This window comes from Alteromonas sp. ALT199 (assembly GCF_018619335.1).
Lineage (GTDB): Bacteria > Pseudomonadota > Gammaproteobacteria > Enterobacterales > Alteromonadaceae > Alteromonas.
In genome coordinates, this window is the sequence record NZ_JAHHDX010000159.1 from 1 (window position 1) to 21,370 (window position 21,370).

The following is a 21,370-nucleotide window of genomic DNA, read 5'->3' on the forward strand; positions in this document are numbered from 1 at the left end:
GTTCGCGAACGTTCAGCTCGCAGTGGCCGTAACCCACAAACTGGTGAGACTATTCAGATTTCAGCAGCGAAAGTTCCATCTTTCAAAGCTGGTAAAGCACTGAAAGACGCTTGTAACTAAGCAAAAAAATTATAGAAAAAGGCAATGGCTAGTCCATCGCCTTTTTTATTTCTAAAAGAAAGAATTCAATATTGGGGTCAGAGTAACGACTCTGACCCCAATATTTTAAGAATAGGAATAACCCCTTTCAGGCATGTCTATTTCTTATACATGTTTGTGAAACACCCTTACTTGACGAAAGACATTACAAATAGTGTGTTTTGGCGTTTATATTCGGTGGCATTGGGTTATAATCAGCGCTTATTTTACCTTGAGCTTGCCAGCAGATGGTGAATTAGGGTAACTGTAGTAAGCAACGGAGTTGAAGAACAATCATGCTAGAAAGAATCAGAGAAGGTTCTCAAGGCCCTTGGGCGATGGCGATAATTGCGCTTATCGTTTTAAGTTTCGTATTCGCAGGTGTTGGTAGTTACCTAACATCATCAGGTACTACAGCAGTAGCAACTGTCAACGGCGAAGAAATTTCGGCACAAGAACTAGAACGTGCATACCAAAATCAGCGTGCACAAATGGAGTCACAGTACGGCGAAAGCATCGCGCAGCTTTTCTCCAGCGAACAATATCTCGCAGATTTTAGAAAAAATGTACTGGACAGACTTATTGCTGAAAAACTGATTCAGCAACAAGCTACCGATATGGGTTTGCGTGTAAGCGATGAACAAATTCGTGAAACGATAGTGCAAATGCCTGAATTTCAGTTTGGTGGCCAGTTTGATAACGAGCGTTTCCAAGCTATTCTCCGTCAAAATGGTTTTCAAGTTGCAGACTTCCGCGATTATCTAAGAACGCAAATGACCCAGAATCAGTTGGCGGCAGCGTTAACGAATTCTTCATTTTCTCTAGATGGCGAAGTGCAGCAGGCTAATGCTCTTCAACGTCAAACTCGCGATGCAAAATACGTATTGGTGAGCTCTGACGAATTCGCCGATTCTATCGAAGTAACAGACGCTGATGTAGAAGCTTTCTACAACAACAATATTGCTTCTTTCGATACTGAAGAGCAGGTGAAACTCGCTTATGTAAAACTAAGCGTTGAAGACCTGAAAGGTCGCGTTTCTGTAGATGAAGAAGCAGTACGTACATATTACGACAATAACCTGGGAAGCTACGGCACTGAAGAAGAACGCCGAGTTTCACATATTCTTATCGAAGCCGGTGATGACCAAGACGCTGCGAAAGCAAAAGCAGAGTCATTAAAAACTGAGCTTGATAACGGTGCTGACTTTGCAGTACTTGCTGAAGAAAACTCTGATGACACCTTCTCGGCAGAGAACGGCGGTGACCTAGATTTCATTACCCCTGAAATGATGGACCCAGCGTTTGATGAAGCTGCCTTTGCTTTAGAAAATGTGGGTGATGTATCTGACGTTGTTGAGACCGAGTTTGGCTTTCACATTATTAAGTTAACAGACATTAAAGAAGCGCAAGTAAAATCATTTGATGAAGTGGCCAGCGAAATTCGCGATACCCTTCTTTACGATGCGGCAATGGAGAAGTACTTTGAGCTTCAAAATACCCTAGCCGAAATTGCGTTCGAGGTGCCAGACACGCTAGAAGATGCAGCAAATGCGGTTGATTTACCAGTGCAAGAGTCAGTGTTATTTAGTCGTAACACGGCGCCTGCCGAGCTGAGTTTCCCAGGTCTTTTAGATGTAGCTTTCTCTTCTGAACTAGTTGATGAAGGGCTTAATAGCGATATCATAGAGCTTGATGATGAAACAGTTGTTGTTGCGCGCGTTGTTGAGCATCAGCCACAGCGTACTCAATCTCTTGATGAAGTACGCGAAGGCATTGAAGCGTCGGTAAAAGCTGAGAAAGCAAAAGAAGCCGCTGAAGCATGGGCGTTCGATATCGCGCAAAAAGTACGTGCGGGAGAAAGCGTTGAAAGTGAGCTAGCCGAAAAGTCTGTGTCTTGGGAAACTGCAGCGGCTGTGCCAAGAGCAGGTGGTACACTTGCACGCGCATTGGTTGATACGCTTTTCTCTCTTGCTCTTGAAGGCGAAGACAAAGTAGATGTTGCAACAACGGTGAACGGTGATGTGGCGGTTGTTATGCTAGAAGGTGTAAATGCAGCGCCAGAGCTTGAGAATGAGTTGGGTGAAAGTCTTAAACAGCGCCTTGCTCAGGTACAAGGTCAACGTGTTTATCAACAATATATTGATGCGCTACGTGCAAACGCTGAAGTGACTATCTCACAGACACTATAGCGCTAGTGCGTTAAAGCTGTCGCTGTGATAATCAGCAACGTCAGTAAATACTAAAAAGCCAGCCTCATTATAGAGGCTGGCTTTTTTGATCCGGTACAATCCCTTTATTTAAAAGAGGGCGTTAATTCGTTAAGAACAGCATCAGTGTATAAAATGCAGCAATGACACCCGATAATACGAATATGTACAGAAAACCTTGCTTGCCTTGTTCTAGCGTGTACTTATTAACCTGTAAGTAGCCAAACCAGAGTAATGACAAAATGAGAGGTATTAAAACAATGATTTTTAACACAGTAGTGCCTTTCTATAAGTTATGTTCTATTTATATCAATGTGCGCTGATTTAGACAAATCTTAGCGAAATAGTACAAGACGCTTTTCTGCCTAAATAAACATTCTTCCCTTTTGCTTAATTTAGCTCAGTTAAGCTTTCTGTCACGACATTGTCGTAAATCTGTTATTGGCTTGTCACTTTACATTTGTGTAATAGGCCCACATTTCTTAAAGGTTTTTAATGCATGTCAATTCAGCCTTTACCTTCTTTAGCGCCAGCACGCAGCATTTATTTTGCCGAAGTACTAATGGCAAGAGAGTCTATTACTCCCAGGGACGCTGGTTGCCAAAGCTACCTTATCTATAAGCTCGAAAAGCTTGGCTTCACGTGTGAAAAACACACAATAAATGGCGTTAAGAACCTCGTTGCTAGGTGGGGGCAGGGCCCGATTAACTTTGCATTTAGCGGTCATACTGATGTTGTGCCACCAGGTCCCCTGGATAAGTGGAATACCCCGCCTTTTAGCCCAGTGATAAGCCAAAATAAGCTATATGGGCGTGGTGCTGCCGACATGAAAACCTCAATTGCGGCAATGTTAGCCGCAACAGAGCGAACCATCGGTTCTCTAGATAACAGCAAGGTATCTTTCTGGTGGCTGATCACCAGTGATGAAGAAGGGGAAGCAGAATGGGGCTCAAAATGGATAGCTGAATACTTAGCGTCTAAAGATGTGCAACTTGATATGTGCTTGGTAGGCGAACCTTCTGCATCAACAAAAACCGGTGATGCGATAAAGATTGGCCGCAGAGGCTCACTTTCAGGCACTATTCATATTACAGGCAAGCAAGGACATGTGGCTTACCCAAAGACCGCGATAAATGCTATTCACAAAGCAAGTAACGTAATAAATGCGCTAACACAGTATCCATTCGACACTGGTAGTGACGATTTTCCTGGCACTACGCTTCAAATTACACACATGGATACTGGAAGCTTCACTGATAACGTTGTACCAAGCTCGGCGAGGATAGAGTTTAATGTTCGATACTCTTGGCAGTTCGATCGAAAAAGCTTATCTGCATTGCTTCGTAATATTATTAATAATATAGATGCCGAAGCCGACGTGAGCTTTTCAAGACCGTGCGAGGCATATATAAGCAAACCTAACAGCAATACTGATTGCTGCCTTATCGCTTGCGCTGAAAAAGCAATCAAGACCACCACGGGTCGTTATCCGATTATTAGTACTTCTGGTGGGACTTCTGACGGCCGTTTTTTTGCCAGTGAGCTTACACAAGTTGTCGAAGTAGGTGTGCCTAATACAACTATTCATCAGGTAAACGAACACATTCATTTATCTGATTTGCTTACGCTTGAGGATATCTATACCTATATCCTCAATTATGTTGGTGGGCGATAGTTACCCCTGATACTTCTAATAAAGCATTGAGAAAGTGGGAGCGTTAAGTAAACGTTCCCTTTTCACTTTTGCCTAGTATTAGTAAAGGGCTCGCCTTTTTTGAGGTGGTTTTTAATGCGGTCTACTCATGTACGCTTAATACTTCATGAATCCGTAAAGCATCGTAGTATCGATGAATATCAACTATTTTCTATGCTTTTTCTAACGCATTAACACGCAGGGCTTAAGCCGTGGCTTTAAGCTGAATGTCGGTTAAATACCGTTTACGCTTTTTATCAGTGAGCGTCTGCACATCAACCACCACTAGTCCATCGATACAGTTGTTAAAGTCTGGGTCGACATTAAAGCCCAAGAAGGCCACACCGCCGTCTTTAGCTAATTCAGAATATTGCTTATAAAGCGTTGGTACGTTAACCCCCATGTTGGCCAATAGGTGTTTTAACTGTGTAAATTCGGCCTTGTAATCGTTTCCGGTAAATTGGTGCAACGTGTCTTGTGTTATTTGATAAGGGCGTTTACAGGTTGCTTCGCCAAACTTTGCGGGAAAGTATGTAGAATAGAATTGTACCAACAAATCTTTTGCGGGCTCTGGGTAAGCGTTGCTGAGTGATACCGCACCAAAAAGGTAGCGATATTTAGGGTAGCGACTTAAAAATGCCCCGATGCCAAACCACAAATAATCTAAACTGCGTTTGCCCCAGTAACGAGGCTGCACAAAGCTTCGCCCTAACTCTAAGCCTTCCTTGAAAAGTTTGTCGTTGTTTTTGTTGTAGTTAAACAAGGTGGCAGAGTAGAGCCCGGTAGGATGATCTGGTGCGGTTAGAAGTTCAGCATCACCAAACCGATAAGCGCCAACAATTTCTAAATCGTTGTCATCCCAAAGTACAAGGTGGTAATAATGGGAGTCGTACTGATCGATGTCTCTACGTTTGTTAGTGCCTTCACCCACAGCGCGAAAGGCCACTTCCCGTAAGCGACCAATCTCACGCATAATTGGGGAGCAACTCTTGTGTTGATAAAGGTAGATAGACTTTCCGTCACCCGTTTCACCTAGATGTTCGCATTCTCGTATAGCGCGCGCCAGTTCTTTCCTGTCTTCTGGCATAGCAATAGAAGCCTGTGTCTCAAATACGCCTTTCTTATTACTTCCAATGCGATAAAGGTGGCGCTTAAACAGCTTCACCTGCTCTTTAAGGGGGATATTAGTTTGCTGATATGCTTCAAAAGGAATAAGTTCACCAATGCGCATAGGCAAATGCTTCTTACGTTGCTTGAACATTTCTTTAACGAGTAAGGCAGTGGCTAACGGCTTGTATATCATGGACACGCTATAAAACAGCGGGCTGTTTTTCGCATCGATATAAACCGGCAAAATTGGCGCTTTTGCGTGCCTGGCAATGCGTAAAAAACCTGTGTGCCATCTTGTATCCCGAACGCCTTGCGGGCGCAGTCGCGAAACTTCTCCTGCGGGAAAAATCAGTATTGCCCCGTCAGTATTTAAGTGTGATTGAATGGCAGACAAATGCTGTTTGGGTGTGCCGCCCTGCATATTGTTAACCGGTAGCAGCATATCGTGAAGCGGCTCAATGGCCATAAGCATATCATTGGCAACCACTTTTAAATCGTGTCGTACTTCGCTCACTAGCTTGATAAGGGCAAGAGCATCAAGCGAGCCGATAGGGTGGTTTGCAATGATCACCACTTTACCTTCACTAGGAATTCTTTCTTTCTCAACATCGCGAGTGGAGTAGCTGATATTGAAGTATTCCAACACTTGCTCGACAAAATCAATATCTTCATAGTGTGGATAGGTTTCACCAAACTCTGTAATTTCACGTTCGTGGAGTAGGTGTCTTAATACGAAAGACAGCGATTTAAACAGAATAGGGTTGTTCGCTACTTGAGGATAATGCTTGTTCAGTACGTCGTTTACAGTAAACATAGAACCTGTTTCTCTTTCGGTTTTGGCGAACAATAGCAGGGCAATGTGACGCTTTTTACACAGTTTCATGGCAATTATTTTACAGTGTTAAAAAGATGTTGATGCTGCGAGTTCGCTAAATTTATTTGCGCGGAAGCTATAGGTAATAGCAATAGTAAGGGGCTGTTAAAGCCCCTTTTTCGCTAGGGTAACTATGTAGGGTTACTATGCTGCTTTTGAGCGAGAAGTTTTGGTTGTGATTGATGTTACCGTAGCTGACTCTAATGAATCGAGATAGTGAATGATGGATAAATTACCGTTCATATCTTCTGAAAGTGCGCTGCAGTTTTCTATCCAATCACCGTCGTTAATGTAGTGAATGCCCTTTTCGAAAGTACTTTCAGGGTGATGTATATGGCCGCACACTACGCCATCTAACCCCATGTCATCGGCGCGTTTACAACAAGCCTCTCGATACCGGGCAATAGCTTCATTTGCTCCTTTGATGTGCTTTTTAATGTAACCTGCCAGCGACCAATATTCCCTTTTTTGCCATGCGCGTAGGCGATTAAACTCGCGGTTTAAAAAGAGCAATAGGTCGTAACCTTTATCGCCAATCCACGCATGAAACTTGCCCATTGTCACTTCACCATCAAACTGATCACCGTGCAAAACCAGGTACCGTTTTCCTTGCGCCGTGGTATGTACTAGCTCTCGCTCTATCTCTATATCACCGAAGGCCATGCCAGAGTATGACTGAATTGGTTCGTCATGGTTGCCGGGTAAGTACACTACGCGCGTGCCTTCCTGACTCATTTGCATAAACTTATGCATAACTTGATTATGTGCCTTTGGCCAGCGAAATTGCTTAGTCATTTGCCACATATCAACAATATCACCCACCAAGTATAAGGTGTCGACAGTAATGCTATCTAGAAAGGAAAGTAAGTATTCTGCTTTACAATCGCGATTTCCCAAATGGATATCTGAAAGCCAAAGCGTGCGATAGTGTGTCTTTTTCATAGCGGTTTCCAAAAACGATGTCTTGGACCGTCACTATAGGTTGGCATATTGACACTACCGTGACGCTTGCTTGACCATTGTGTTACAAAGTCATCCGAAAGTATAAGAAAAAAGCGGTAATTACAGTTATAAATGACATGCAAACCTTAGTTTTATCGGATAATCTAACAATACAAGGATGAAGTTATATAACGTACAAGGTAGTTCGGAGTCAGAATACAGACCGTTATCAATATCCTCTCGTTTTTTCTTTGTCCTTAGTTCCCACTGTAATGTAAAGCAATAACTAAGAGACCCTCTATGAAAATTAATAAAAAGCTCGCTCCTATTCCACTTTTCGTATCACTCGCTCTTACAGGGTGCATTGAAGTTGACGACGATAGTAACGATGGTGTTGTTGATGCACTTAATCAACAAAACGCTGTGCTTACAGAGCAAAATAACCTTCTTGAAGAGCAAATCGAGAGTAGTGAAACTTCGGTTACGTTAGCAGGCGCTGTAGTCGACACACGAACCGATACGCCTCTGGCTGGCTTAAACGTAGTAGTTTATCAAGGAAGCGAAACTATTGCAGAAGGCGAAACTTTAGATAACGGCGGCTTTAACTTAGAAGGCCTACCGGCAAGTGCAGACCTTACCGTTGTAGTGTCATCCACTGATGAAAGTTACTTAGAACGCGCATTTTTTATTACCACAGGTCCGGTGAGCTCTGGCGAAGGGTACGATGACATCGGTATCATTGGGGTTTCTGCACCAGTTGAAGTAGAGTTCAGCGTTACGGACACGCAAAGTGGCGAAGCGGTAAGCGAGCTTAGCTTCATCGGTTTTTCTTTTTCCGGTTCATCTACCAGCAGCGTGTTTGATTTTGCCCATGAAAGTGAATTTAATGAAGACACACAAACTTACCAAATCACTTTACCGCGTGACTTGAACGTTACGTTGCGCGCGAATATCGACATAGATGATGATGGTGAAGCTGACTTCGATTTCACTAATAACGGCAATGTGAATATTTCTGGAGATACACTGTTTATTTACGAAGCAAGTGAGTTTACGGAAGGTGAAATTAGCCTTAGTCAATACGATGAAGTTGCAGCTGAAGAGAAAACTGTTGTAATAAGCCTAATTGACGGTATGGGCGAGCCTATCGCAGGCGCTGAATTCATGATGGATATGTTTGAGGATACGTACACATCTGAATATGATGAAGAAAGTGGTTCTTACGAGTTGGTCGTTCCATTTGATGGTGGTATCTCATTTGAAATGTCCTCTTTCCAAGTGGGTGATATCACCTATTCGACGGGCAGTATCAACCTCAGTCGTTCAACACGTTATGCCACAGGTGAAACTTCAATTAACGTTAATACAAGTGGGTTTGAATCGAATAGCTATTATACAGTCGCCGACTCGGAGACTATTAACTTAATCTTAGTTCCAACTGAAGTTGAGCCCCAAGCAACCGTAGAGGTTATTACTACGAATGTAAGCCCTTCTAATTTTGCTTATTCAGTGTATTACAGCGAAGCAGTCGACATAGATCTTGACGAGGTCAGCCTGACCTATGACCAAGTTTCAATGGTTCGCGGTAACGAGTCTGCTGATGATAGCGTTCCTAATGGTTACACTTATATTTTAAGTGAAGAAGCAAGCGTGGAGCTAAGCCAGAATGTGGCATTAGGCGGCGTTAAGCACACCTTTACTCCAGCAACAGATTTACTAGCTAATACTAACTACCGTTTTGCAATTGGGGAAGTTTCTCCAACCTCTGGTGGCGTTTCTGCAAATGTTTATGGTGACGATTATTCGTTCACCACGCCCGCAGATGAAACTGCGCAGTTCGATATTAACGCGTTAAAATTAGATAACAGTAATTTCTATTCTAATGGCTCGATTATCGTTAGTGAAAACACAGCCGGCGTTCCAAACTCGGCAAACAACTACGGTAGTTCGGTAAGTATATTACTGCCAACGTCAGTTGAATCGCTCAACTATCTCATCATCAATTTTGAAAGTTACACTGCATATGGGAGTGAATACGCTTTTGTTGACCAGTATGAACTAGTTCGAAATGAAAACATTTATATGCAGCGTCAGTTTGCAATAAACGTGGCCCAAAATGAGAGGATTTCTAACCAGTCAGGTATGTCTTATCTATTAGGTACTACAGTAGCCGACGGTGAGTACATCTACAGAGATAGTATCGGCCTATATCTAGAGGATAATACTGCTGAAAATCCAGTGAGTGCGACTTTTAGTTATGAATATCAAACAAAAGCCGGGGAAAATGCATCGGGTAAGTTAACGCTTCCAATTCTTTAGCTCTAGAAAAGTGATGTGAGTGTAAGCCGATACCTCAATGTATCGGCTTTTTTATAACCCCAACTTATTTGCCACTTCTAAAAGCTTTTCTCGCATCCATAGATTTACTAAATCGTCGTCTGCGTTTTTGTGCCAATACATGTGTACGGGGAGAGGATGGACTTCAAACGGAAGTGGCGAAATTTCGATATCGAATTTGCTGCACAACTGTTGCGCAAATCGCGTTGGCATAGTTAGTAAAAGGTCGCACTGACTAACCACGTTAATAGCGGCAAAGTAATGTTCACATTGTAGTGATATTTTTCGATGCAAATTGTGTTGGGCAAGAGCGAGGTCTACTGTATCAAGCTTAGAATCTTTCAAAGACACAAGCACATGTTGTGCAACTGAATAGTTCTCGATACTTGGGTTCTTTAAGTAACTGTTTGTTGGCCCACAGACCACTACAAACGTTTCCTCGCAGATAAATTGAGAACGAATATCGCTGCTGGTGGGAACCAGCGCGTCAATAACGATATCAAGCTCTTTACCAGCCAGCGCTGGAGCAAGTTCTGGCCAAGTCACCTGTCTGCTATCTACCGTGATATTAGGGGTAAACTTAACAAGTTCAGGAATTAACGTTGGGAAAAATATAGATTCTAAAATATCACGAAGGCCGAGCTTCACCTGACGGGGTTTATCGCTAATATCAAAGCTCACTTTACCTTTTAACGTGTTTTCAAGAGTTTCAATTGATGTCACAACCGATGTGATGATGCTTTGACAAAAGGGCGTAGGGGCAACTTGTCGCCCATGACGGGTAAACAGTGGGTCGTCAAATTTGTCTCGCAGGCGGCCTAACGCATGACTCACCGCAGGCTGAGTAATATGCAGTGCGTTGGCGGCTTTCGTAATACTGCCGTGGTCGTAAACTGCGCGTAGCACAACGAACAGGTTAAGGTCTAATTTTCCATGCATAGAATTTATGGGTTTCCATAATAAGGCATCATTTTTATTTATTATTAAACAGAGTACACTGGCTTAAATGTTAATAAAAGGTTTCTTTAATAGAGGCTTCTTGTGTAAGGGGAGTGTACATGCAAGCATCAGTACTTACTGAGGTGTTGTTACCTCTAGCTTTGGCATTCGTTATGTTTGGGATGGGGCTAACACTAACCCTTGCTGACTTCGGCAGATTACTCAAATCGCCTAAAGCAGTGGTAGCAGGTTTTGTAGGTCAAATTATCTTGTTACCTCTTTTAGCACTAGGTCTGTGCTTAGCCTTTGGTGTGCCCGACTATATTGCCGTTGGGGTTTTAGTTTTAGCTGCATGCCCAGGTGGCACTACCAGTAATTTAATCAGTCACATTGCAAAAGCGAATTTAGCTCTTTCGGTAAGCTTAACCGCAATTTCAACCATCGCGTGCGTATTCACCACGCCATTTATCATACAGTTTGCCATCGATTATTTTGTAAAGGAAAATGCCCCTGATTTTTCTATCATTCAAACGGTGATAGGGTTGGTTGGAGTTTCAATCTTACCTGTAGTCATTGGCATGAGCATCCGCCGCTTTAACGAGGCATTCGCCATGAAAACCGAGAACTTTTTTCGACAGTTCTCTATGTACTTTATGCTGCTTATGATTGTTGGCGTACTTGTTTCTGAAAGACAAAACTTAGCGTCCTCGTTTGAAAGCGCGTTTTTAGTTTGTGTAACTCTTAATCTTCTTTCGGTTCTCCTTGGACTTGGTCTTTCTAAGGTATCTAATTTGGCATTTAAAGACTCTTTGACCTTAGCTATAGAGATTGGCGTTCAAAACGCGGCCCTTGCCATGCTGATATGTATTAGCTTTTTAGATGCGCCTGACTATGCAATTGCGCCTGGAGTTTATGGTATTGCAATGTACATAGGCCCTGCATTATTAGCTGTGTGGGCAAAGCGAAAAATGCGAAATGGACCAGAACCAGTACCACTTCACAAAAGCAGACATCAGCTCCCTTAATTTTATAAAGCAACGAACTATCAAAAATAAATAGAAAAGAAAAAGAATAATGAAACAAGAACAAGTAGGAAGCACATCATGCGCGTATTAATCACCGGTGGCGCAACCGGCTTAGGTCAAGCAATTGCGCTCAAATGGGCAGATAAGTGTGTAAGCAAAAAAGGTGTTTTAGATATCTGTATTGCCGATATCAACATAGAAAGGGGTAATGAAACGGTAAATGCGCTTACCGCAAAAGGCGCAAATGCTTTTTACATGCATTGTGATATCACTTCAGATAATGATGTTCAAACACTAGCGCAAACTATCGAAACCCGTTGGGGCAGCGTTGACTATGTATTCAATAATGCCGGTGTTGCTACAGGTGGTAGTCTCTTAGATGAAACCATTGAACAGTGGCAGTGGGTATTCGACATTAACGTGCTTGGTATGGTGAGAGTAAGTCGCGCGCTATTGCCGTTAATGCGAAAGCGAGGTAGTGGCTACTTTATCAATATCGCTTCGCAAGCTGGACTGACACCTATTCCTTATATGGGCAGCTATAACTCGGTGAAAGCTGCTGTAGTATCGTTTTCTGAAACCATGAAGTTGGAATTGGCGCCAGACAATATTGATGTCAGTGTGGTGTGCCCCAGCTTCTTTAAAACGAATTTAGATGAGTCGATGAGAAGCAGTAATCCAGCCTCGCATAAAATGATTAGTAAGTTTTTTGCTAAGGCAGATATCACTAAAGAAGAGGTTGCAGAGTCAATATACCAACAAGTTAGCCAAAAGAGATTCCTTATTCTTACTCACAAGTTAGGCAAACGGGCTTTCTTGTTAAAGAAACTCTTACCAACCCAGCGTTACATCAGCAATATGCTTAATCAAACTAAAACGATGAAACGCGCAATGGAAAGCAAAGTTAAAGAATAAACAAACGCTTTTTTTTGCATTATCGCCGAGGTTCCCAGAATTGCTTATTAATTTGAATTTTTGCGCTGACGAGCGAATATAGAAGCACCTTTGAATAAGTGCGTTTTAGTAAGTGGTTAGAAATTGATTTAAAAGAAGAAGGGTATATGCAACAACAGGTAGTAGATAAAGCTGATAATGTGCGCGAGGGCGAAGAGTTAAACGTCGACTCGGTACATAACTGGCTTAAAGAGCACGCTAGCTCATCCAATCCATCATTATCGGCTGCGATACAAAATAGCAACGGTTTGCCTCATGTAACCCAATATTCAGGTGGTGCTTCTAATTGGACGTATTGCTTGGATTATCAAGCTAACAATCAAGAGGGGGCCCAGCAAGTATCGCTAATTTTGCGCAGAGCTCCGGCGGGTACAAAAGCAAAAGGGGCCCACGATATGGGTCGAGAGTATCGGCTACAGCATGCGCTAAAACCTGTGTATCGGTACGTTCCAGAAATGCTTGGGCTTTGTGAAGATGAAAGCATACTAGGCACTGAGTTCTACGTGATGGAGAAGTTTACTGGTGTTATACCTAGAAAGAACTTACCCAGAGGCTTGAGTACGTCTGAACAGCAAACTAAACGGCTTTGCACTAATGTACTTGATAGTCTAATTGAACTTCATAAAGTGGATTATCAAAAAGCGGGGCTTGAACACTTAGGAAAGGGAGCAGGGTATATCGAGCGCCAAATTAGCGGATGGAGCGAACGTTACAGTAAAGCTAAAACGTGGAACGTACCCTCAGCTAAGAAAGTTATGCGCTGGCTTGAAAATAACATGCCTGCTGAAGAGCGTATCTGTATTACGCATAATGATTTCCGGTTCGATAATGTGGTTTTGAAGCCGGAAAACTATACGCAAATTATCGGTGTATTAGATTGGGAATTAGCTACCTTGGGTGATCCTCTAATGGACTTGGGCAATAGCTTGGCGTATTGGGTACAAGCCGACGATGATTTTTTAGCACAATCAACTCGTCGTCAGCCTACCCACTTACCCGGTATGCTAACCCGTAAGCAGGTGGTGGCGTACTATTGTAATGAAATGGAGATAGACGTAGAAGATTTTACCTTTTATGAAGTTTACGGACTTTTCCGCTTAGCCGGTATTGCTCAGCAAATCTACTATCGTTATCACCACAAGCAAACAAACAACCCAGCCTTTAAAAATTTCTGGATCTTCATTCACTACTTAATGTGGCGTTGTAATAAAGCCATTAAAGCATCAGGAAAATAATAATGACAACAAGACGCAATATTCTGATCACAGGCGCAAGTTCGGGCCTTGGCAAGGGGATGGCTATCGAATTTGCCAAGCAGGGGTGTAACTTAGCACTTTGCGCAAGACGCTTAGAAAACTTAGAAAAGTTAAAAGAAGAACTGCTTTCAATTAACCCGAACATTGACGTGTACATTCGCTCGCTGGATGTAAACGAGCATGACGCGGTTTTCGAAGTGTTCGACGCATTTAAGGCCGATATGGGATCCCTTGACAGAGTTATTGTCAACGCTGGAATGGGGAAAGGGGCGTCGATTGGTACGGGATTTTTCCACGCCAATAAGCAAACAGCAGTGACTAACTTCGTGTCTGCATTAGCACAGTGCGAGGCTGCAATGGCGATCTTCAGAGCACAAAATAGTGGGCACCTTGTAACGATTTCTTCTATAAGTGCTGTACGCGGGTTTAGACGTGCTATGACCGTTTACGCGGCAACAAAAGCAGGGCTAACGTCTATGACCGAAGGTATTCGAATGGATGTAATGAATACGCCGATCAAGGTAACCTGTATTCATCCAGGTTTTATTCGCAGTGAAATAAATGAAAAGGTCGAAAAGGTTCCCTTTATCGTTGATACCGATGTAGGTTGTCGTGCGATGGTGAATGCAATTAACAAAGAAAAGGCAAGAGCATTTGTGCCGAGTTGGCCGTGGGCAATCCTCCATTGGATAATGCGTATAGCGCCGGCAAGCACAATAAGAAAGATGAGCTGATAAGCGTATTGTTAGGCTGAGCATACCGCTAAAGGCTTTTAAACAAGCTAAGGGCCTTTAGTGTTATCAAAGGCTCGTCTACCGGTGAACTTAATGCTCGTAGGTTTAAAGCGCTTGTTCAGCGTCAACAAATAAACGTTTATAACAGATACAAAAAAAGCGCCGAAAGGCGCTTTTTTAACTACTAATCTTAAAGATTAACCTAGTGCTTTGATTTGTGCAGCTAGACGGCTCTTATGACGAGCAGCTTTGTTCTTGTGAATCAAGCCTTTAGTAGCCATTCTGTCAAGTACTGGAGTAGCAGCAGTAAGTGCAGCTTGTGCCGCTTCTTTGTCACCACTTGCAATTGCAGCGATAACTTTCTTGATGCTTGTACGAGTCATTGAACGACGGCTAGCGTTGTGCTGGCGACGCTTTTCGGCTTGGATTGCACGCTTCTTAGCAGACTTAATGTTAGCCAAGGTGTAACTCCCAAAATAAATTCATGTCAAAAACGAGGGTGCGGATTGTGCCTACCAAACGCCCAAATGTCAAACGATTTAAAACTTAAATCGTTTCGCGTTAAAACGCGCAAGCTATTGAACACAAAGTATGCTCAACACGTTGCACATTCTTTGCGACATTTTTCTGCGACATTTTCTAAAAAGAGATTCGTAACGATACTCTTTCCGGACATCTAAGCGATAGACGTGCACAAAAATGACAGCACCCCATATCGGGCGCGGATTATAACAATAAAGTTATCAAAGATGCACAACTATTTTGAATAAATCGTTTCGCCTATCATGGCCTTTCGTTATTATGGCTCGCTTGCAACCTATTGTTGCCTCTTAACGTTTAGCTGAAGCCTATGATTATCCTTCAAGTGGCTTGTGCTATTCAGCCTATTCTTTACCTCTTTTTGGAAATGTGACGTGTCACGGAAGTTAATAAAATCTGGTCTTATTGTCAGTATTATGACCTTGGTATCGCGAGTATTAGGTCTGGTTCGCGATGTTGTCGTAGCCAAGCTCATGGGCGATGGGGCGGCAGCAGACGTGTTTTTCTTTGCCAACAAAATTCCTAATTTTCTTCGTCGTCTCTTCGCTGAAGGTGCGTTTGCGCAAGCATTTATTCCGGTATTAACCGAAGTTCACGAGAACGACAGTAAAAAACAGCTAAGAGAATTTGTTGCGAAAATTAGCGGAACGTTAGGTGCTATCGTTTTTGTGGTATCTATCATAGGGGTTATCGCATCGCCAGTTTTGGCCGCGCTATTTGGCACTGGATGGTTTGTCGCTTGGCTTGAAGGAGATGAAGCCGGTGATAAATTCGTGCTTGCGTCGACGATGCTGAAAATTACTTTCCCTTATTTGGCGTTTATATCCCTGACTGGGCTCTCAGGGGCAATATTAAATACGCTCAACAAGTTTGCGGTTGCTGCGTTTACCCCTGTGTTACTTAATGTGTGCATTATTGCATGCGCAATATACTTAGCACCTACGCTGGAGCAACCCGCTTACGCCCTAGCGTGGGGTGTCTTTATTGGTGGTATCGTTCAGTTTTTGTTTCAACTACCGTTCTTGTTCAGAGCAGGGCTTCTGGTTAAGCCGAAGTGGGGCTGGCACGACGAAAACGTGGTTAAGGTCCGGACCTTAATGATACCCGCATTATTCGGTGTGTCAGTAGGGCAAATTAACTTGTTGTTCGATACCTTTATTGCCAGCTTTTTAGTTACCGGCTCTATAAGCTGGTTGTACTATTCTGACAGGCTACTTGAATTTCCTTTGGGACTTTTCGGTATCGCTATCGCAACGGTTATCTTACCTACGCTATCCCGAAACCATGTAAGTAATAACCCTAAAGCGTTTGCCGCGAATATCGACTGGGCGTTTCGCATGGTGTGTTTATTGGGTATTCCTGCGGCCGTAGGGCTTGGTGTGATGGCTAGACCTATTTTAACCGTTATATTTCAGCGCGGAGCGTTCACCGCTGACACTGCCATCATGGCGTCTTACTCGCTTACTGCATATTCGTTTGGCTTACTCAGCTTTATGCTTGTTAAAATTCTTGCGCCAGGTTTTTATTCTCGTCAAGACACCAAAACGCCGGTGAAATTTGGCATCTGGTGTATGGTTGCTAATATGGTGTTTAACGTTGTTCTAGCGATACCCTTTGGCTACGTAGGATTAGCCATTGCCACCAGTATGTCAGCTACGTTAAACGCCGCTTTGCTCTATATTACGCTTCACCGCCAAGGTGTGTTTGCATTGAGCCGCACATCTGTGCTGTTCATTGCGCGCGTAGTAATAGCGAGTGCTGCTATGGGCGGGCTTATTTATTACCGAGATCTAGGCTTAGCTTTCTTTGATTTATCCCTTTCAGCCCAAATGCTAGAAGTAGGAATAACAATTGCGCTGTCTGTCATTTTGTTTATGACTACTATGGTTGTACTGGGCATGCGACCTAGGCACTTCAGAAGCGGCGGCGGTTAATTATTAAGTGAATTATTAATATAAGCGAAAAGGCACCGGGTCAGAATGGCGCGTATGCTTGGTATTGTGCTCGCGGTCGGCTATAATCGCGAGCTTTGATTTTCTAGCAGTTAAAAGGTAGTGGCTAACAGTGGAATTTATCCGCGGGCTATACAATGTAAAACCGCACCATAAAGGGTGTGTGCTCACTATTGGCAAGTTCGATGGCGTACACCGTGGTCATCAAGCCGTGCTGGCCAACGTGCTTGAAAAAGCGAAATCGCTATCACTTCCAGCCACCGTCATGGTGTTTGAGCCGCAGCCAGAAGAAGTCTTTATGCCTGATATGGCGCCAGCTCGTATTAGCCCTCTTCGCGAAAAGTATGAATTGCTGCATCAACAAGGTGTAGACAGACTACTTGCTGTTCGATTTAACGCTGAGTTTGCTAAACAAAGTGCCGACACCTTCGTTCACGATTTATTGGTGGACAAATTGGGTGTTAGATTTCTTGTTGTTGGCGATGATTTCCGTTTTGGCAATGGCCGAAAGGGGGATTTTGAGATGCTTGAAGCGGCGGGTCGTCAGTACGGCTTTGAAGTGGTAAGTACCCATAGTTTTACTATGCATGCTCACCGCATAAGCTCTACCGCGGTGCGAGAAGCTTTAGCCGACAGTGAATTTGGCCTATCTACTGAGATGTTAGGCCGCCCTTTTGCTATTCACGGCAGGGTGGTTCACGGCGAGAAGAAAGGTCGCACCATTGGTTTTCCAACGGCCAACGTGATGTTGAAACGCCAAAGAACGCCTATTCATGGTGTGTTTGCGGTTCGTGTTGACGTAGATGGGGAGCACTTTAATGGCGTTGCGAATATAGGTACTAGACCGACTGTTAACGGCGTAAGAAATCAGCTAGAAGTTCATATTTTCGATTTGTCATCTGACTTATATGGAAAGCCCATAACGGTATTCCCAATGGCAAAAATAAGAGATGAAATAAAATTTGATTCTTTTGAAATGTTGAAAGAACAAATTCAGGCAGATGCAGCACAAGCGCGTCTGTTATTAGCATAGTTAAACGTGATAAAGTCGCAAAAAGTTTCTGCGCGTGTTTGTTTCATTGAGTTCGGCTCGTAAGCATGGATTCTTGTTCACGAAACCTATAAGCAAGCTGCTGTGCTAAAGCAAATTACTTCGCTCTCGCGGTAGTGAGAACGACATACAGTTTTACGTTGAACCCTTTAAATTCAGCGTTTTAATTTGAACATCGCAAAATGAATATCGCCTTCACAATGTTTTAGTGCATTGGGTGAAAATTAAGGTAACCGGATAATACAATTTTATGAGTGATTACAAAGCCACACTGAACCTTCCAGAAACTGCGTTCCCGATGCGCGGTAACCTTGCTCAGCGAGAGCCGAAAATGCTTAAAGACTGGCAAGAGAAAGGGGTATACAGCAAAATTCGTGAAGCGAAAAAAGGTAAAAAGCCGTTTATTCTTCACGATGGCCCTCCATATGCAAATGGCGATATTCATATTGGTCACGCGGTTAACAAGATTCTTAAGGACATTATTGTAAAGTCGAAAAACCTTTCTGACTTCGACTCTCCGTATGTTCCTGGTTGGGATTGTCACGGTCTGCCTATTGAATTGATGGTAGAAAAGAAAGTAGGTAAGCCCGGCAAAAAAGTAACGGCAGCTGAATTCCGTCAAAAATGTCGCGAATATGCACAGAAGCAAATCGACGGTCAAATGTCTGACTTTAAACGCTTAGGTGTATTTGGTGAATGGGATAACCCATACAAAACCATGGACTTCAAATCTGAAGCCGACATCATTCGTGCGCTAAGTAAAATTGTTGATTCTGGTCACTTAGAAAAGGGTTTTAAGCCTGTTCATTGGTGTACAGATTGCGGTTCAGCGCTTGCTGAAGCAGAAGTTGAATACAAAGATAAAGTGTCTCCAGCTATCGACGTTAAATTTCCAGTAGCTGATGTAGCCGCTATTGCAGAAGCATTTGGCGTGTCTGAAGGTGATTTAACTACGCACAAAGCAGGCGTTGTCATTTGGACCACTACTCCTTGGACACTGCCGGCCAACCGAGCCATTAGCTTACATCCGGAACTTACCTATGCGATTGTTGAAGTTCAGCCTTCTAACGAATGGTTAATAGTGGCGCAAGACCTGCTTGAAAGCTGTATGAGCCGATACAGTGTAGAAGATTACCGCGAAGTAGCCACCTGTACAGGTGAAGCACTTGATAGGCTAAAAGTGAATCACCCATTCTTAGACCTTGAAGTACCGCTAATTCTTGGCGATCACGTAACTACCGAATCTGGTACCGGCTGTGTACACACAGCGCCCGCTCATGGTGTAGACGATTTTAACGTTGGTAAGCAATACGATATCGAGGTGTACAACCCAGTAGGTAATAACGGTGTTTACCTTGAAAACACACCGCTATTTGCAGGCAAGTTTGTCTTTAAAGCTAACGATGAAATTATCGAAACGGTAAAAGAGAAGGGCAACCTTGTCTTAAACGTTAAATACGAGCACAGCTACCCGCATTGCTGGCGTCATAAAACGCCAATTATTTTTCGTGCTACGCCACAGTGGTTTATTAGCATGGATAAGAAAGGTCTTCGCGCTGAATCACTTGAGCAAATTAAGCAGACTAAATGGATCCCAGAGTGGGGCCAAAACCGCATTGAAAAAATGGTTGAAGGTCGCCCAGACTGGTGTATCTCACGTCAACGTACCTGGGGTGTGCCTATTCCACTATATGTGCACAAACTTACCGGTGAAATTCACCCTGAGTCTGCGGCATTGATGGAAAAAGTTGCAGTTGAAGTTGAAGCAAAGGGTATTCAAGCGTGGTGGGATTTAGACGACTCAGTACTGCTTGGTAGCGAGTTAGACAACTACGAGAAAGTGACCGATACCCTAGATGTATGGTTTGACTCGGGTGTTACTCACTACTTTGTTGTAGACCGTCGTGACGATATTCCCGCGTCAGCCGATTTATATCTTGAAGGTTCTGACCAGCATCGCGGTTGGTTCATGTCTTCGCTTATGTCATCCACTGCCATGCATGGTCACGCGCCTTATAAAGAAGTGCTAACCCACGGCTTTACGGTAGATGCCCACGGCAGAAAAATGTCGAAGTCGGTGGGCAACGTTGTGGCACCTCAGGAAGTCACTAATAAGCTAGGTGCTGATATCCTTCGTCTATGGGTGGCGTCTACTGACTATCGCGGTGAAATTGCAGTATCGGATGAAATCTTAAAGCGTGCTGCAGATGGCTACCGCCGCGTACGTAACACCGCACGTTTCTTGCTTGCTAACCTTAATGGTTTCGCTGTTGAAGATGCGGTTGCAGAAGAAGATATGGTAGCCCTTGATCGCTGGATTGTTGCTCGCGCCAAGGCACTTCAGGAAGAACTTATCGAAGCGTATGATAATTACGATTTACTAGTCGTGTCACAGAAGCTTACGCACTTCTGTTCAATTGAACTGGGTTCTTTCTATTTAGACGTGATTAAAGACCGACAGTACACAGCCAAAGCAGATGGCCTGGCCCGTCGTTCATGCCAAACGGCCATGTATCATATCATTGAAGCATTGGTACGCTGGATGGCGCCTATTACCAGCTTTACTGCTCAAGAAATCTGGGAAACGTTACCTGGCGAGCGTAGTGAGTTTGTATTTACTGAAACCTGGTATGAAGGTTTTAATAATTTTACGCAAAGTGATACGTTTAACGATGCCCTATGGCATCAAGTACTAAGCGTAAAAGATGCGGCAAACCAAGCGATGGAACAGGCGCGTAAAGATGGCGAACTGGGTGGGTCACTAGAAGCGAGTATTTCGCTTTATGCTACCGAGTCATTATACAACGTACTAGCTAAGCTTGAAGATGAGCTACGTTTCGTCCTTATCACGTCAGGCGTTACGCTTACGAAAGTAGACGATGCACCGTCTGAAGCAAAAGCCACAGACGTAGAAGGTTTATGGCTGAGCGTTGATAAAGCAAGCGGTGAAAAGTGTGTTCGCTGCTGGCATCATCGTGAAGATGTAGGCTCACATGAGGGTCACGAGGAGCTTTGTGGTCGCTGTGTGACTAACATTGAGGGTGATGGAGAAGAGCGTCACTATGCTTAAGCTCTTTCGCGAAACTGGGCTTCGCTTTTTATGGATAAGCGCAACTGCGCTTATCCTTGATCAATGGAGCAAGTATACGGTTATCGACAGCATGTCTCTTTATCAGTCGATACAGATATTGCCGTTTTTTAATTTTACTTACGTGCACAACTACGGCGCGGCATTTAGCTTTTTAGAAAATGCGGGCGGTTGGCAGCGATGGTTTTTTACTGCGATTGCAGTTGTAGTAAGTGTGGTGATTTTATGGTGGCTTAAACAATCACCTCGGTCACAAAAAATGCTGCCGGTTGCATTTGCTTTTATTTTAGGTGGCGCACTAGGTAACGTTTACGACCGTCTTGCACACGGGTATGTCATCGACTTTCTAGATTTCTACGTAAACAATTATCATTGGCCGGCATTCAATATTGCCGACAGTGCAATATTTATTGGTGCAGCTTTACTTATTCTCGACATGTTCAAAAATGGCGACAAAAAAAGTGAAGATAACGGCGTAGAATCAAAAGCCAACTCTGCAACTAGCGAAACCACTAAGTAGTACTCGGAAA

The 21,370-nt window shown here is 43.5% G+C and carries 16 protein-coding genes; 12 read left to right on the forward strand and 4 right to left on the reverse strand.

Annotated features, from left to right (window positions below):
- The 3 genes from KL866_RS17855 to dapE all read left to right on the forward strand — a co-directional run.
- On the forward strand, positions 1-120 hold a 120-nt coding region (locus KL866_RS17855; RefSeq protein WP_214996336.1), incomplete at its 5' end, for an HU family DNA-binding protein.
- 314 nt (positions 121-434) lie between these two features.
- A complete protein-coding gene (locus KL866_RS17860) occupies positions 435-2,327 on the forward strand; it encodes a SurA N-terminal domain-containing protein (protein ID WP_214996282.1) in 1,893 nt (630 codons plus the stop codon).
- Between the two features lie 517 nt (positions 2,328-2,844).
- Entirely contained in the window at positions 2,845-4,020 is a 1,176-nt protein-coding gene (gene dapE / locus KL866_RS17865) for a succinyl-diaminopimelate desuccinylase (protein WP_214996284.1), read from the forward strand.
- A 223-nt stretch (positions 4,021-4,243) separates the two neighbouring features.
- Here dapE and KL866_RS17870 read toward each other — a convergent pair whose 3' ends face one another.
- Positions 4,244-6,031, reverse strand: coding sequence for a lysophospholipid acyltransferase family protein (locus KL866_RS17870; RefSeq protein WP_285801347.1), 1,788 nt, complete (start codon positions 6,029-6,031; stop codon positions 4,244-4,246).
- A gap of 135 nt (positions 6,032-6,166) precedes the next feature.
- Positions 6,167-6,964 carry a UDP-2,3-diacylglucosamine diphosphatase gene (locus tag KL866_RS17875; protein ID WP_025255882.1) on the reverse strand — a complete coding sequence of 266 codons (798 nt, stop codon included), beginning with the start codon at positions 6,962-6,964 and terminating at the stop codon, positions 6,167-6,169.
- Positions 6,965-7,264: 300 nt separating this feature from the next.
- Between KL866_RS17875 and KL866_RS17880 the strand changes: the two genes are divergently transcribed.
- Positions 7,265-9,283 carry a hypothetical protein gene (locus tag KL866_RS17880; RefSeq protein WP_214996287.1) on the forward strand — a complete coding sequence of 673 codons (2,019 nt, stop codon included), beginning with the start codon at positions 7,265-7,267 and terminating at the stop codon, positions 9,281-9,283.
- 51 nt (positions 9,284-9,334) lie between these two features.
- Here KL866_RS17880 and KL866_RS17885 read toward each other — a convergent pair whose 3' ends face one another.
- A complete protein-coding gene (locus KL866_RS17885; protein ID WP_214996288.1) occupies positions 9,335-10,240 on the reverse strand; it encodes a LysR family transcriptional regulator in 906 nt (301 codons plus the stop codon).
- A 119-nt stretch (positions 10,241-10,359) separates the two neighbouring features.
- On the opposite strand from KL866_RS17885, the gene KL866_RS17890 reads away from it, so the two are divergent.
- From KL866_RS17890 to KL866_RS17905, 4 genes are all read left to right on the forward strand, one after another.
- Entirely contained in the window at positions 10,360-11,265 is a 906-nt protein-coding gene (locus tag KL866_RS17890) for a bile acid:sodium symporter family protein (RefSeq protein WP_025255879.1), read from the forward strand.
- A gap of 78 nt (positions 11,266-11,343) precedes the next feature.
- Positions 11,344-12,180 carry an SDR family oxidoreductase gene (locus tag KL866_RS17895; RefSeq protein WP_025255878.1) on the forward strand — a complete coding sequence of 279 codons (837 nt, stop codon included), beginning with the start codon at positions 11,344-11,346 and terminating at the stop codon, positions 12,178-12,180.
- Between the two features lie 146 nt (positions 12,181-12,326).
- Positions 12,327-13,454 carry a phosphotransferase family protein gene (locus KL866_RS17900; RefSeq protein ID WP_025255877.1) on the forward strand — a complete coding sequence of 376 codons (1,128 nt, stop codon included), beginning with the start codon at positions 12,327-12,329 and terminating at the stop codon, positions 13,452-13,454.
- Positions 13,455-13,456: 2 nt separating this feature from the next.
- Entirely contained in the window at positions 13,457-14,209 is a 753-nt protein-coding gene (locus KL866_RS17905) for an SDR family oxidoreductase (RefSeq protein ID WP_025255876.1), read from the forward strand.
- 197 nt (positions 14,210-14,406) lie between these two features.
- Here KL866_RS17905 and rpsT read toward each other — a convergent pair whose 3' ends face one another.
- On the reverse strand, positions 14,407-14,670 hold the full coding sequence (rpsT, locus tag KL866_RS17910) for a 30S ribosomal protein S20 (RefSeq protein ID WP_014950134.1): 264 nt from the start codon (positions 14,668-14,670) through the stop codon (positions 14,407-14,409).
- 453 nt (positions 14,671-15,123) lie between these two features.
- On the opposite strand from rpsT, the gene murJ reads away from it, so the two are divergent.
- The 4 genes from murJ to lspA all read left to right on the forward strand — a co-directional run bounded on the left by murJ (position 15,124) and on the right by lspA (position 21,360).
- Positions 15,124-16,683, forward strand: a complete 1,560-nt coding sequence (murJ, locus tag KL866_RS17915) for a murein biosynthesis integral membrane protein MurJ (protein ID WP_025255875.1) — start codon at positions 15,124-15,126, stop codon at positions 16,681-16,683.
- Positions 16,684-16,813: 130 nt separating this feature from the next.
- Positions 16,814-17,734 (forward strand): bifunctional riboflavin kinase/FAD synthetase, encoded by a 921-nt coding sequence (ribF, locus tag KL866_RS17920; RefSeq protein ID WP_025255874.1) that lies wholly within the window; start codon positions 16,814-16,816, stop codon positions 17,732-17,734.
- A gap of 268 nt (positions 17,735-18,002) precedes the next feature.
- Positions 18,003-20,822, forward strand: coding sequence for an isoleucine--tRNA ligase (ileS, locus tag KL866_RS17925; RefSeq protein ID WP_025255873.1), 2,820 nt, complete (start codon positions 18,003-18,005; stop codon positions 20,820-20,822).
- A complete protein-coding gene (lspA, locus tag KL866_RS17930; RefSeq protein WP_025255872.1) occupies positions 20,815-21,360 on the forward strand; it encodes a signal peptidase II in 546 nt (181 codons plus the stop codon). Before ileS ends, lspA begins: the two co-directional genes overlap by 8 nt.
- Positions 21,361-21,370: the final 10 nt, after the last annotated feature.

What these genes read in the sequence shown, in the direction of transcription:
- lspA (WP_025255872.1), top strand. Translation starts at nt 20,815, where the DNA reads ATGCTTAAGCTCTTTCGCGAAACTGGGCTTCGCTTTTTATGGATAAGC.
- KL866_RS17890 (WP_025255879.1), top strand. Translation starts at nt 10,360, where the DNA reads ATGCAAGCATCAGTACTTACTGAGGTGTTGTTACCTCTAGCTTTGGCA.
- KL866_RS17885 (WP_214996288.1), bottom strand. Translation starts at nt 10,240, where the DNA reads ATGCATGGAAAATTAGACCTTAACCTGTTCGTTGTGCTACGCGCAGTT.
- KL866_RS17895 (WP_025255878.1), top strand. Translation starts at nt 11,344, where the DNA reads ATGCGCGTATTAATCACCGGTGGCGCAACCGGCTTAGGTCAAGCAATT.
- KL866_RS17860 (WP_214996282.1), top strand. Translation starts at nt 435, where the DNA reads ATGCTAGAAAGAATCAGAGAAGGTTCTCAAGGCCCTTGGGCGATGGCG.
- KL866_RS17875 (WP_025255882.1), bottom strand. Translation starts at nt 6,964, where the DNA reads ATGAAAAAGACACACTATCGCACGCTTTGGCTTTCAGATATCCATTTG.
- dapE (WP_214996284.1), top strand. Translation starts at nt 2,845, where the DNA reads ATGTCAATTCAGCCTTTACCTTCTTTAGCGCCAGCACGCAGCATTTAT.
- KL866_RS17880 (WP_214996287.1), top strand. Translation starts at nt 7,265, where the DNA reads ATGAAAATTAATAAAAAGCTCGCTCCTATTCCACTTTTCGTATCACTC.
- KL866_RS17905 (WP_025255876.1), top strand. Translation starts at nt 13,457, where the DNA reads ATGACAACAAGACGCAATATTCTGATCACAGGCGCAAGTTCGGGCCTT.
- KL866_RS17870 (WP_285801347.1), bottom strand. Translation starts at nt 6,031, where the DNA reads ATGAAACTGTGTAAAAAGCGTCACATTGCCCTGCTATTGTTCGCCAAA.
- KL866_RS17900 (WP_025255877.1), top strand. Translation starts at nt 12,327, where the DNA reads ATGCAACAACAGGTAGTAGATAAAGCTGATAATGTGCGCGAGGGCGAA.
- ileS (WP_025255873.1), top strand. Translation starts at nt 18,003, where the DNA reads ATGAGTGATTACAAAGCCACACTGAACCTTCCAGAAACTGCGTTCCCG.